The sequence below is a fragment of the uncultured Martelella sp. genome (genome assembly GCF_963677965.2).
GTDB classification, from domain to species: Bacteria; Pseudomonadota; Alphaproteobacteria; order Rhizobiales; family Rhizobiaceae; genus Martelella; species Martelella mangrovi.
Genome location: NZ_OY782683.2, coordinates 199,987 through 213,294, shown reverse-complemented (window position 1 = coordinate 213,294; position 13,308 = coordinate 199,987). Strand labels below are relative to the sequence as shown.

The window sequence follows — 13,308 nt, the reverse complement described above, 5'->3', positions numbered from 1 at the left end:
TCAACCTTTCTCTCCGGCATGTCCGGAGCGTAATGCCCGTCGCAATGTCAGACCTTGCGATTGAACAGGTTGTTCTGATCCGGCATCTGCGCCGCGATCTCGTCACTGATCGCCGTCATACGCTTGAAAATGTCGACGGGAATCTCCCCGGTCAGCGCTTCGACATTCTGTTCCGCCTGATGACGGTTGCGCGCGCCGGCAACGACGGCAGCAATACCCGGTCGCTGCAGCGTCCAGCGGATGGCCAGATGCATCAGCGGGCGGCCCACTTCAGCCGCCAGTGCCTTCATCTTCTCCACGCCTGCATATACCGCCGGCCACAGGTCGGGCCGGAAAGGCAGGATACGGTTGCGCTGGTCCCCCGGCGCCAGATCGGGCGTCGCACCGAATTTTCCGGTAAGGATGCCGTGCGCCAGGGTGCTGTAGGTCACGACGTCGATATCATTGTTGGCACAGTAAGGAATGAGGTCTGCTTCGGCCTTGCGCCACAGCAGATTATAGCCGAGCTGATGCACATCGATCCGGCCTGCTTCCTGAACCTGTCGCATCTGTTCCACGGAAAAATTGCTGACCCCGATTGCGCCGATCTTTCCCTGCTGCCGGGCGGTTTCCAGCGCTTGCATCAAAGGACGCAGATCCTTGTCCGACCTTGGCCAGTGAATATAGTAAAGGTCGATGAAATCGGTACCCAGCCGCCGGAGGCTGTCGTCTACCGCCGCCCCCATCGCTGTGGCACTCGTCTCGGACGGATCGGCTTTCGAGGCAAGAAAGACCTGGTCGCGGCGCGACGCCAGAAATGCGCCAAGGATTTCCTCCGAACGTCCGTCACCATATCCACCGGCCGTATCGAAATGCCGGATACCGGCTTCATAAGCGGCGTCAAGCGCTTCAGTCAGCGGCTGCACCCTGTCATTTGCGGCGGAGTAGGGAATATACCATGACCCGCCGAACCCCATCGGCAGGCAGGCGCGCCCCTTCGGACCGATCGAGATCCTTTCAACGGACCAGTCATGTATTTTATCGCCGGTTTTTGCGTGTGCTTCAGCCATGCAGACCTCCCTTTCTGAAGATGGTCAGGCCGGAATGGATGCTTGATTGCCGGAAAACGCCGTCCCCCGGTCGGCCTTTGCCGGGTGACGGCCGGAACAATCCGGCAGCTTTCGGACGCGGGCGGAGGAACCGCGCCCGAAAGCATTGCGGCCTTGCCGCAGAAAGGGCCGTAACGGTATAAAACCCGTCATCCGCCAGCCCTGAACCGCTTCAAGCGGCGCTTACCAGCCCGTTGAGATATTTCAGGCTGTTGGCAACCGACAATGCCGGCGTCTTCGGCTTGTCATGCTCGACGATCAGCCACTGGGCACCCGCTTCCAGCGCTTCCCGGCGATAACGCGGCCAGTCAACCGTACCGGCGCCGACATCGGCCCAGCCGCCCTGATCCTCGTTTTCACCGGCAGGCGCGATGTCCTTGACGTGGACCGCCAACAGCCGGTCGCTGTATTTGTTCATCCACATGCTGGGGTCAGCCCCAGTGCGAATGATCCACGCCAGATCCAGCTCCAGAAACAGCGAATCGCCGGAATTGTCGAAAATCCGTTCAATCGGCAGCGAGCCGTCTTCCAGTTTCTCGAATTCCCAGTTGTGGTTATGATAGCCAAGCCGCACGCCCTGGCTGCGCAGCCAGCGGGCAAGATCGGCGAGCTCGCGGCCACGGGCGTCCCATTCGGCAGCGCCGCCGCCGCGTTCCTCCGGCGCAAAGGCCGACAGGAACACATGATGCAGCCCCAGAAGCTTTGCGCCAGCCAGAACATAGGGGCGCTTTTCGCGCAGTGCGGCCATGCCGACATGGGCCGATGACGCCACAAGCCCGCGCGCTTCCAGCTTTGCCTTTGTGGCGTCTGCATCCTGCAGGTGGTCTTCCAGCAGTTCGACCGCCTTGTAACCGGCGTCCGCCGCCGCATCCAGCATCGTATCGAGATCACCCAGATCGCGCAGGGAATGAAGCTGGACCGAGATCGGATTGGAGTTTGTCATTTCAGTTTCTCCGGAATTAATTCGCTTGATTTGCCGCACGTCCGCGCTGCCTGCGCAGACGCTGAATAGCCTTGTACTGCTCGCATTCCCGGTTCATCTGCATCAGTTCGAACCGGTTGCCGTCCGGGTCGGCAATCCAGGCCTGACGGTTTCCGTCGTCGCCGCTGACGAGCGGCTGGATGAGTGGAATACCCGCGGCATCGAGCTGCCTTACGACATCATCGACATCATCGACGGTGATGCAGACATGGTTGAGGCCGATCGCCTCACGCGGTTGCGCTTCGTCGCCGACGGCATAGGGAAAGACCTCGATATACTGCTCGTCATTGACGCGGAGATAGACCAGCCAGAGGTCGCCATTGTCGCGGTAGAGACGCAGCATTTCCTCAAAGCCCAGCTTGTTTTCGTAAAAGTCCAGGGAAACGTCGATATCTTTGACGCGGATCGCGACGTGACCAAGACCAGTCAGTCCGTAGATCATTTTCTTATCCTCATTCTGGTTGTAAAATATGCAGTGCCGGAGCATGACCGGAGAAAGCAGACACAGGCTTTCCGCCCGGCCGCGCGGCGGACAAAGAGACGGGGGACATTTCAGACGCTCCTGCTTGCGCCTGAAATGCTCTAGAGCCGCTGGCCGCTTTCGGTGTCGAACAGCGATGCCTCAGCGAGGTTGAAGCCACTTTTCAGCGTATCGCCGGTTTTCACCCGGAGACCGGCATTGACCTTGATGCAGAAATTCTTTTCGCCCAGACCGCACCAGACCAGCGCTTCGCCCCCAAGCGGTTCACGCAGTTCGACTTCCGCATCCCAGCGATAATCGGCCGTTGCCGCATTTTCGGCGACCAGCACGCTATCCGGCCGGATACCGAGCGTAACCTTCTGGCCTTCACGCACCGCATCCACGGATGGACTTGCCGCCAGCGGGATTTCCAGCTCTTTGGATTTGAGAACCGGCGCCGAACCGACAGTCGCGACCGTTCCTTCGATGAAATTCATCGAAGGCGAACCGATAAAGCCGGCGACGAAAAGGTTTGCAGGTTCCGCATAAACCTTTTCAGGCTCGTCAAGCTGCTGGATGACGCCGTCCTTCATGACGGCGATCCGGTCCGCCAGGGTCAACGCTTCGATCTGGTCATGGGTCACATAGATCATCGTATTGCCGAGACGCTGGTGAAGGCGTTTTATCTCGACCCGAAGCTCCGCGCGCAGCTGGGCATCGAGGTTTGAGAGCGGCTCATCGAAAAGAAAGATGTCGACCTCGCGCACAAGGGCCCGCCCGATGGCAACACGCTGCCGCTGACCACCGGACAGGGCGCCGGGCCGACGCTTCAGGAATGGCGTGAGTTCCAGAATTTCAGCCGCCCGTTTTACCCGGCGCTCAATCTCCGCTTTCGGGGTTTTTGCCACACGCAGGCCGAAGGAAAGGTTCTTTTCAACGGTCATCGTCGGATAGAGCGCGTAGGACTGAAAGACCATTGCGATCCCCCGGTCTTTCGGCGCCAGATTGATGACATCGCGGCCACCAATGCGGATCTGGCCGCTTCTGGCCTCCTGCAGACCGGCAATCGTGTTCAGCAGGGTCGATTTTCCGCATCCCGACGGACCAAGCAGAACGAGAAATTCGCCCTTCTTGATGTCGACATTCATCTTGTCCAGAACCGCCAGGGATCCGAAAGCCACGGTCAGGTCCTTGATGTCAACGCTTGCCGACCGTTCGGTCTCGGCATTTGTGAAAGTGTGCTTGTTCATCATTGTCATCCCTTGACTGCGCCGCTGGTAATGCCGCGAACGAACCACTTGCCCGAAAGCAGGTAGATGGCGAGGGGCACAAGTGCTGCGAGAATGGTTGCCGCCATCTCCATGTTGTATTCACGCACGCCCATCTGCGTGTTGATGATGTTGTTCAGCTGAACCGTCATCGGCAGATTGTCCCGGCCGGCGAAAACCATGCCGAAGAGGTAGTCGTTCCACACCGTTGTCGTTTGCCAGATGATGGCCACGACGATGATCGGCGGCGAAAGCGGCAATATGATCTGGACGAAAATCCTGAAATATCCGGCGCCGTCGATCAGGGCCGCCTTGATGAGCTCCCTCGGCAGGCTTGCATAATAGTTACGGAACATCAGCGTGGTGATCGGCAGGCCGAAGATGACGTGTATCAGCACGATGCCGTGCAGGGTTCCGTAGATATTGAACGCGGCCGACAGCCGGATCAGCGGGAAAACAAGAACCTGGTAGGGTATGAAAATCGCGACGACCAGAACGCCGAAGACGAGGTTCATGCTCCTGAAGTTCCAGAAGGACATCGTGTAGCCGGTGACCGAGCCGACCAGAACGGACAGGATGACCGCCGGGATCGTGATCTTGACCGAGTTCCAGAAACCGGAGCTGATACCGTTGCAGTCAATACCCGTACAGGCCTGTGTCCACGCCTTGACCCAGGGCGCGAAGCTCCAGTCGACCGGCCAGGCAAGAGCGTTGCCGCCGCGGATTTCGACCATGGGTTTGATGGAGGTGACGATCATGATGTAGATCGGCAGCAGGAAAAACAGGGCCGAAATAACCAGGAATGCGTAAATGCCGATCCGCGCCATAGAGGCTTGGCTGAACGATGATTTTGAGGCAGGCGCGTCAGAAACGATTACCGAAGCCATGATCAGATCTCCCTTTCGCGGCGGCGACGCCACGATTGCCAGTAAAGAATGGGGGCGGCGATCGCGATGACGGTCATCAGCATCGTGGTGGCGCCGGCGGCAGCCAGAGAGATGTTTCCGCGTTCCAGAAGGTTTTCCATGACGAATTTTGCCGGAACATCGGTGGCAATCCCCGGACCGCCGCCGGTCATGGCAATCACCAGGTCGTAGTTCTTGACCGACATGGCACCCAGAAGAACCACGCAGGTGGCAACCGAAGGCCCAAGCATCGGCAAAATGATGCTCACATAGGCTCTCGACGCCGGAATGCCCTCGACCCGCGTCGCCTTCCAGATATCCTCATCAATGCCGCGCAAACCTGCGAGCAGCAGCGCCATCACGATGCCCGCGCCCTGCCAGATCGCCGCGATGACAAGGGCGTAGATCGCCAGCGACCTGTTGTTGAGGATGCTGAACTCAAATCCTGAAAAGCCCAGATCCTGAACGAATTTCTCCAGGCCGAACTGCGGGTTGAGCAGCCATTGCCAGACAGCGCCCGTCACGATGAAGGAAAGCGCGTGGGGGAACAGATAGACGGTGCGGAAGAAATTTTCGGCACGCACCTTCTGGTCGATGAAAATCGCCAGAAGATAGCCGAAGATCAGGCTTCCGCCGATATAGCCTGCCCCGAAGACAAGCATGTTGCGAAAGGAGACGCCCCATCTGTTGCTCTCGAACAGGCGTTGCCAGCTCGCAAACCCGACAAAATCCCATGTCGGAATTGAGCGGGAAGCTGTAAAGGAGATTGCAATTGTCCATAGCAGCCCCCCGATGAACACCGTCAGCACGGTGGCGATAACCGGCGCCATCGTGATCTTGGGTGCAAGATTACGAAACATGTCTACCCTCCCGGCAGCCATCCAGATATTGAGATTGGCCGGGCGGGCGGCCTGCTATAGGCGATCCGCCCGGCTTGAACGTCAGTTGTTCATCACAATTTCTTCGAAACGGTCGACGGCGTCATCGACAGACATATTCGGGTTGTACATGAACTCGTTCAGCAGGTCGGTGTATTCGCCGACACCCGTCGGGCTGATCGCAGCACGGGCATTGCCGACAACCCTGTCATGGCTGAAGGCATCGTAGGAAATCTGCGCGCACATGTTGAACTGAGAAATGTCGACGTCGTTGCGCGGCGGAATGGAGCCTTTCGCAAGCGAAAACCTGATCTGGGTTTCCGGCAGAACCAGACTTTCCGCGAAGGTGCGCTGGGCAGGCGTCAGCGTGTCGTCGCGGCCTTGTTTGGGAAAGCCGAAAAAGTCGGCGTGGATGATCATCGTATCGCCTGTGAGGATACATCCGAAATCCTCACCGACCGTCATTCCCGCGGCATTGAACGATCCCATTGCCCAGTCGCCGAGAATATCGAAGGCCGCGCGTTCGGAAACCACAAGGTCCAGCGTCTGGTTCCAGGCCCGGCCGACCGCGCCTTCATCGGCATAATCGCCAACCCTGCGGAAACGCTCGAAGGCGGTCCGCGTGGCTTCGGAGCGGATCGCATCTTCATCCTTGTCACGCCAGACGGCGTTCCAGTTGTCGGCGCCGCCGGCATCGATCAGAAAACCTTCAAAGACGAAGCGCAGCTGCGAGCTGACACCGGAAAGCGCGAAGGGGATGTAACCGGCGTCGCGAACCTGATCCATCGCCTCGAAGAAGCTCTCATCCAGATGCTGCGGCGGCTCGATACCGACATCTTCGAGAACGGCGGCGTTGTACCAGAGCCAGTTCGGCGTATGCAGCGCGAACGGCGCCAGATAAATATTGCCGTCCCGCGACATTGCATCGAGGATCGGCTCGGGCATGACCGAACGCCAGTTATTGGCCTCGGCAACCTCGTTGATACTGGCAAGCATGTTCTGGTCGACAAGATCGTAATAGTCCTGCGAACTCGAGAACTGCGACGCGCTGGGCGGATCGCCGGCCAGGATCAGGTTGATGGTCTCCCGCAAGGGGCCTGTCGACCCGGCGATGGCAACATTCTCCCAAGTGCCACCCTGCGCCTCAAAAGATTCACGCAGCACATTGACCGCCGCCTGCTCGGCCTCGGTCGTAAACACATGAACCACATCGGCGGTCATGTCCTGATCCTGCGCCGCGGCCACAGCCGGCACGACGCAGCTCAACGCCAAGACGGATACAGCTGTCAGGTACTTCGAAATGTGCATTTCTTTCCTCCCGTTCCTGTGCCGAACGATTAGCGACCCGATCTCAGGTCAGATCGCATCCGAGGGCATCGGCACCCTGCCCCGGAAAACTGCATGGCTCCCCCGAATGTCATCGGCATTCAGCCCGACATCCGGATTTCAGCAGCCCTCCCGCCTGTCACTCCCACAAAACACAATCTGCTCCGGCTCCACGGCGGCAGTGGCTAATTTCACAATATTATCGTTAATATTGCAATATGAACGTTAATATTTCTTGTAATCGGTATTGTCAACCCGTAATGATGCAGCCTTGCTGCAGGCCATTAAGCACCCTTGAAAATTGCATTTTTCGAACGGGTGGGTTTCAAAGGGGCCGAGGGAGCTGCTTGAAATGTCGGCAGAAGGAAAAATTTAGCAGATGAGAGTGCGCCTGAAGGACATCGCCAATGCCACCGGGTTTTCGACGAACACGGTGTCGCTTGCCTTACGCAAGAGTCCGCTTGTGGCGGAAGATACGCGTGATGCCATCCTGAAGGCGGCAGCGGATCTCAAATACCGTCCGAACGAGATCGCAAAATCACTTGTCAGTCGCGAGACGCACTCAATCGGCCTTGTTCTCACAAACATCATCAACCCGATTCTCACACAGACAGCACGGCTTGTCGAAAACGCCCTGACTGCCCGCGGCTACACTACGGTTTTCGCCACTTCTAGCAATTCCATAGAACTTGAAAAAAAGGTGATCGAAGCATTCTGCGCACGGCAGGTGGACGGCATTCTCATCTACCCGACAGACCACCACCAGATTGCCCATGTCAGCGCTCTGGCGGACTATAATATTCCCGTTGTCGTGCTGGCCGCGCGACCGCCGGAAAACATCAATGCCGTCAGCCTCGACGAACGTTTGGGCGCCTATCGGGCAACCCGTCACCTCATAGAACTCGGTCACCGGCGTATCGGCCTTGTCGAAGGCATCAGCAACGCCGACAACCTTGAAAAGACGCAAGGGTACGAACTGGCCCTGTCGGAGAGCGGAATTCAGTCACAACCCGGAGATATCGTCAAGCTGGAAGGATTTTCGACGCCGTTCGGTTATGAGGGCATGAACATCCTGATGCAGCAGCCTGATCCGCCCACGGCCGTTTTCTGCGTTACCGACCCGCTGGCAATCGGCGTCATGGAATGGTGCCGGGAACATGATCTGAATGTGCCCGGCGATATCTCGATCATCGGCTTCGACAATATCGAGTTCGCCGCTTATGCCAGCACGCCACTGACCACCGTTGCCTACGATGCCCACCGCCTTGCCTATGACGCCGTGGACCGGCTCATAAGCATCATCAAGTCAGGGGGAACGCCTCCCGCCCCAGTCCACGAGATCATCGAACCGGAAGTTCTGGTCCGAAAGAGCACCGGCAAACCACGAACATAACTGAATTCAGCAGGGGCAGCAGTCCCGGCGGGCGGGCTTTTTCATTCCCCCGAAAGCGCGGCGACCGGGTCCAGTTTCGAGGCGTTTCTAGCCGGGAGGTAGCCGAAGGTGACGCCGATCAGTGTTGAGCAGATCACCGCGGCGATGATCGAACCTGGCGAATAGAGCACGGAGAAGCCGGAGCTGAGCGCCGTCAGCAGGCTGCCGAAGCCGAGTGCTGTCGCAATCCCGAGGCAGCCGCCGATCAGGCAGACGATGATGGCCTCGATCAGGAACTGCAGCAGGATATCGCTGCGCCGCGCGCCAACCGCCATGCGCACGCCGATTTCCGAGACCCGTTCGGAAACGGCGACCAGCATGATGTTCATCACCCCGATGCCGCCGACCACCAGCGAGATGACCGCAATGGCCGCGATCAGCAACGCCAGCGTCGACGCTGTGCTGGTGATTGTCTGGCGGATATCGTCCGTGTTGAGAATGTAGAAATCCCGGGTGCCATGCCGCTGCGTCAGCAGTTCCGTCACGGCGTTTTCGGCATCGCCCATGTCATAACCGTCGTCGACCTGAAGGATGACGCTGCGCAGCGTCGTGTCTCCGAGGAAACGTGTCTGGACGGCGGTATAGGGCATGTAAAGCGAGAGAGAGCCGCTCGAGCCGAACCCGCTCTGGCTGGTCTTCACCACGCCGATGACCCTCGCCGGAACGTTACCGGCCAGAATGACCTTGCCGATTGGGTCCTCGCCCGCCGCAAACAATGTGTCGCGCGTATTGCTGTCGATGACGACATCCTGCGAACGGGCCCTGACGGCCGACTGGTTGAAGAGGCTGCCCTCTGTAAGCTCGAGCGCCTTGGCGGTGAAATACTGCGCGCCGACGCCATTGATGAGTGCATTGGATTCCGTCGATCCGTAACGGACCGTCGACGAGCTCGAAACCGTTGGCGTGACGGCAGCGGCATAGGGCTGGTTGAAGAGCGCGACAGCGTCGTTGACGACCAGCGTGGTGATCTTGCCGGCGCGGACATCGCCGAAGGTCCTGCCCGCGAAGATCTCCAGCGTGTTGGTGCCGAGGCTGGATATGTTTTCGAGCACCTTTGCCTGCGCCCCCTGCCCGATGGCGACCACGCTGACCACCGAGGCAATGCCGATAATGATGCCGAGCATGGTGAGAAAACTTCTGAGCTTGTGCGCCCACATGGCGACAAGCGCCATCTGGAAAGCCTCCGAAACCGCCGCGCCGATGCGGAACGGCGATCTTCTCTCACGGGGTTTGCGGGTCTTACGCGTTTCAGTTCGGCCTGCCTCACGCGTCACCGTGTCGGCGGTAATCTCGCCATCGGCGATTTCGATGATCCGTGCGGCGCGGCTGGCCACTTTCGGATCGTGGGTCACGATGATGACGGTGTGACCTTCGGCATTGAGCTCCTCGAGAATTTCGAGGACATCATCGCCGCTGTGTGAATCAAGCGCGCCGGTCGGCTCGTCGGCAAGGATGACATTGGCGCCGTTCATCAAGGCGCGGGCGATGGAAACACGCTGCTGCTGGCCGCCCGACAACTGTCCCGGGCGATGCCCGGTGCGGTCCGCCATGCCGAGCCGTGTCAGCAACGCCGCCGCGCGTTCAGCCCGTGACGATGACGCGGTCCCGGCATAGATCGCAGGAATTTCGACATTGCCGACGGCGTTCAGTTCGGGCAGCAGATGGTAGCGCTGGAAGATGAAGCCGAAATGCTCGCGTCTGAGCGCCGCCAGTTCATCACTGTCGAGGCTGGAAACCGCGCGCCCGGCAATCCGGTATTCGCCGGCGGTCGCCCGGTCGAGGCAGCCGAGAATGTTCATCAGCGTCGACTTGCCGGATCCCGACGAGCCGATGATGGCCACCATCTCGCCTTCCTCGATATCGAGGGTGACACCCTTGAGGGCTTCGATCTGCTCATCGCCGGCACGGAAGGCGCGGCAAATTCCCGAAAGACTGATAAGCGGCGCGCTCATGGTTCAAAGCCCCATTGACGGCGGATGGCGCACGCCCCCGCGCTCACCGCCTGCAAGACCGCCCCCGGCGATATTGCCGGTAACGATACGGTCGCCCTCGCTGAGACCGGATTTCACTTCGGCCCTGACGCGGTTATCGAGACCGATCTCGATTTCGGCCGGTGTGATGTTTCCGGCCGCATCCAGCACCTGAACCGTGTAGCGGCCGTCGCCATCGGGCGTTCCAAGGACGGATGAGGGGATGGTCAGCACATTGCTGGCCGTGCCGAGCACGATCTCGACCTCCGCAGTCATGTAGGTTTTGAGCTTTCCATCGTCGTTTGGAACGGTGAAAACACCGTTATAATAGACCGCTTCCGATGATGACGAACCGGAGGACGCGGCGGATGACGCGGTTGTCGAGAAGCTTGAGTCGTTCTTGACCGATTCAGGCGCCGGCTCGATGAATTCGAGCGTCGAGCGGTAGACCGTGTCGGGATCGCCGAGCACGGTAAAGGTGACGGGCAGGCCGGGCGAAACCCTGGTGATGTCCGCCTCGGAAATTTCGGTTCGCACCGTCATCCTGTCAAGCTGACCGAGAACGACAATGGTCGGGGCCGACTGCGCCGCGTTCACCGTCTGGCCCTCCTGGCTGACGATGGCAAGCACCGTGCCGTCGCTGGGCGCGGTAATTCTGGTGTAACCGAGGTTGACCTTGGCGGTGTCGACGGCGACTTCGGCCTCGACGATGGCCGCGTTGATGGCCGCAATCTGGGCGGTGGTGACGCTGACATCGGCAAGCGCGCTTTCGTAGTCCGCGCGGGTTCCGGAATTCTTGTTGAACAGTTCGGTGTAGCGATCGAGCGCCTGCTGGTTGAGCGTCAGTGTCGCCTGTTTTTCCTGTAGCTGCGCCCTGGCGTTGTCCAGTGCCGCCTGGGCGGTCCGAAGGGCATTTTCCTGCGTGCCGGAATCGATCTCGGCGATCAGGTCTCCCGCCTTGACCGTTTCGCCGAGTTCGACGTCGACGGCGGTGATGCGGCCGGACGCCTGCGCCCCGACGGCAACGAGACGAACGGGTTTGACAATGCCCGTGGCAAGCACGGTCTCCTCGATATCGCCACGCGTGACGGCGGCTGTCGGCGGCAATTGCCCTTTCGGCGCCTCGTAACGGTTCCAGAGCCAGTAGCCTGCGCCCCCGAGGACGATGAGGGCGAAAACGGTCGTGAAGATTGTGCGGGACTTCATCTCGGGACCTTCGGTTGGCGACAGGAGCGCCCGGCGGCGCTTCATCTCCTGATATGGGACGGCAGTGTCGTCCGAATTTTATAATCGTTTTTTTGGCGCGCCAGACAATCGACGCGCCCGTTTACGCACTACCATACTCCGCCGTCTGTGAAGAACCGAAAAGCGACGCACCTGGCGAAAGCGGGATTGTTTCGCCAGGTGCGCATGAAAGGATTGGGCTGTTGTCTGGTTTTGCTCAGGTGATCGGAGCGGGATTGAAGATCGCAAGGTCGTTGTGCAATCCCAACTTGTCCGACCAGGGCTCCTTGATGCCGCTGGCAACATCCAGAATGAACCGGAAGAGCTCCCAGCCGACATCCTCGATCGTCTTCTCGCCAGTGGCGATGCCGCCGGCATCAATGTCGATCAGGTCGCCCCAGCGTCTGGCCAGATCATGGCGGGTTGCCATCTTGATGACCGGAAGCAGGGCCAGCCCGTAAGGCGTTCCGCGGCCGGTCGAAAAGACCTGCAGCGTGATGCCGGATGTGGCCTGCATGGTGCCACAGACGAAATCGGATGCCGGTGTGGCGGCAAAGGTCAGCCCCTTCTTGCGCACGAATTCGCCCGGCCCCAGGACGTCGACAATGGCGCTGCTGCCGGATTTGGCGATCGACCCCAGCGCCTTTTCGACGATATTGGCAAGGCCGCCTTTCTTGTTTCCGGGCGTCGGGTTTGCGGACCGGTCGGTCTGACCATTGGCAAGATAGTTATCGTACCAGGCCATTTCCCGGATCATCGCCTTGCCGACCTCTTCGTCGACACAGCGCGGCGTCAGAAGGTGCACGCCATCGCGCACCTCGGTGACCTCGGAGAACATCACCGAAGCGCCCGCACGCACGAGCAAATCGGAACAGTAGCCAATGGCCGGATTGGCGGTCACGCCGGAAAACGCATCCGAACCACCACACTGCATGCCGACAATCAGCTCCGAAGCCGGAACGGTTTCACGCGTGCGCCCGTTCAGGACCTGCAGGCGCTGTTCGGCCGCTTCCATCATCGCGTCGATCATTTCCTGAAAACCGTTGAACTGCTCGTCCTGCATGGCGATGATCGTGTCTTCGTCGCCACCGGGCGCGATCAGTTCCGGGCGCAGCTTTTCGCAACCGAGCGAAACCACGAGAACCTCGCCGCCCAGATTGGGATTGAGCGCCAGGTTCTGAATGGCCCGGATCGGAATGACGGCTGCAGGGGCATTGATGGCAACGCCACAGCCATAGACATGGTTGAGCGCGACGACACCATCGACATTGGGGTATTTGGGAAGCAGTTTCTCACGCACCTGCCGCACGAGATATTCAAGCGTTCCGGCCACACACTGGACAGATGGCAGGATCCCCAGAAGGTTGCGCGTACCAACCGAGCCGTCGGCGTTTCGATAACCCTCGAAGGTGTAGCCTTCCAGCGGCGGCAGGTCTTCCGGCACGCGTGTTGCAATCGGAAGCTCATCAAGGGCCGGCGGAACCGGCAGGTCAAGCTTGTTCTCGTTGATCCATGCGCCACGCGCGATGTCGTCGATGGCGTAGCCGATCACCTCGCCATAGCGGCGGATAATGCCGCCGGCGGGGATGTCTTCCAGTGCAACCTTGTGCGACTGCGGAACGAATTCCACCAGCGTGGTGCCGTCTTCCAATTCCGTGCCTTCAGGCAGGCCACCCGAATTTGCGACAATCGCGACATTGTCGGACGGATGAACCATAACCGTTAAGGGAACGACTTTTTCCTGTGTTTGTGTGTCTGACATTTTAATCCTCCGC

Annotated in this window: 11 protein-coding genes; 1 reads left to right on the top strand and 10 read right to left on the bottom strand. The window is 59.5% G+C overall.

What is annotated here, in order from left to right; translation table 11 throughout:
• Positions 1-47: 47 nt before the first annotated feature.
• The 7 genes from ACHZCU_RS21990 to ACHZCU_RS21960 form a co-directional block, all read right to left on the bottom strand.
• Entirely contained in the window at positions 48-1,049 is a 1,002-nt protein-coding gene (locus ACHZCU_RS21990) for an aldo/keto reductase (RefSeq protein ID WP_319520444.1), read from the bottom strand.
• 211 nt (positions 1,050-1,260) lie between these two features.
• A complete protein-coding gene (locus ACHZCU_RS21985; RefSeq protein WP_319520443.1) occupies positions 1,261-2,031 on the bottom strand; it encodes a sugar phosphate isomerase/epimerase in 771 nt (256 codons plus the stop codon).
• Between the two features lie 16 nt (positions 2,032-2,047).
• Positions 2,048-2,512, bottom strand: a complete 465-nt coding sequence (locus ACHZCU_RS21980) for a VOC family protein (RefSeq protein ID WP_319520442.1) — start codon at positions 2,510-2,512, stop codon at positions 2,048-2,050.
• A 140-nt stretch (positions 2,513-2,652) separates the two neighbouring features.
• Positions 2,653-3,780, bottom strand: a complete 1,128-nt coding sequence (locus ACHZCU_RS21975; RefSeq protein WP_319520441.1) for an ABC transporter ATP-binding protein — start codon at positions 3,778-3,780, stop codon at positions 2,653-2,655.
• A gap of 5 nt (positions 3,781-3,785) precedes the next feature.
• A complete protein-coding gene (locus ACHZCU_RS21970) occupies positions 3,786-4,625 on the bottom strand; it encodes a carbohydrate ABC transporter permease (protein ID WP_394706178.1) in 840 nt (279 codons plus the stop codon).
• 62 nt (positions 4,626-4,687) lie between these two features.
• Complete coding sequence (locus ACHZCU_RS21965) at positions 4,688-5,563, bottom strand: sugar ABC transporter permease (protein ID WP_319520439.1); 876 nt, start codon at positions 5,561-5,563, stop codon at positions 4,688-4,690.
• 81 nt (positions 5,564-5,644) lie between these two features.
• Positions 5,645-6,889 carry an ABC transporter substrate-binding protein gene (locus tag ACHZCU_RS21960; RefSeq protein ID WP_319520438.1) on the bottom strand — a complete coding sequence of 415 codons (1,245 nt, stop codon included), beginning with the start codon at positions 6,887-6,889 and terminating at the stop codon, positions 5,645-5,647.
• A 397-nt stretch (positions 6,890-7,286) separates the two neighbouring features.
• Between ACHZCU_RS21960 and ACHZCU_RS21955 the strand changes: the two genes are divergently transcribed.
• Positions 7,287-8,300, top strand: coding sequence for a LacI family DNA-binding transcriptional regulator (locus tag ACHZCU_RS21955; protein WP_319520437.1), 1,014 nt, complete (start codon positions 7,287-7,289; stop codon positions 8,298-8,300).
• A 41-nt stretch (positions 8,301-8,341) separates the two neighbouring features.
• Here ACHZCU_RS21955 and ACHZCU_RS21950 read toward each other — a convergent pair whose 3' ends face one another.
• From ACHZCU_RS21950 to garD, 3 genes are all read right to left on the bottom strand, one after another.
• A complete protein-coding gene (locus ACHZCU_RS21950; RefSeq protein WP_319520436.1) occupies positions 8,342-10,291 on the bottom strand; it encodes a MacB family efflux pump subunit in 1,950 nt (649 codons plus the stop codon).
• A gap of 3 nt (positions 10,292-10,294) precedes the next feature.
• Positions 10,295-11,515 (bottom strand): efflux RND transporter periplasmic adaptor subunit, encoded by a 1,221-nt coding sequence (locus ACHZCU_RS21945; protein WP_319520435.1) that lies wholly within the window; start codon positions 11,513-11,515, stop codon positions 10,295-10,297.
• A 235-nt stretch (positions 11,516-11,750) separates the two neighbouring features.
• A complete protein-coding gene (gene garD, locus ACHZCU_RS21940) occupies positions 11,751-13,295 on the bottom strand; it encodes a galactarate dehydratase (RefSeq protein WP_319520434.1) in 1,545 nt (514 codons plus the stop codon).
• Between the last annotated feature and the right edge of the window lie 13 nt (positions 13,296-13,308).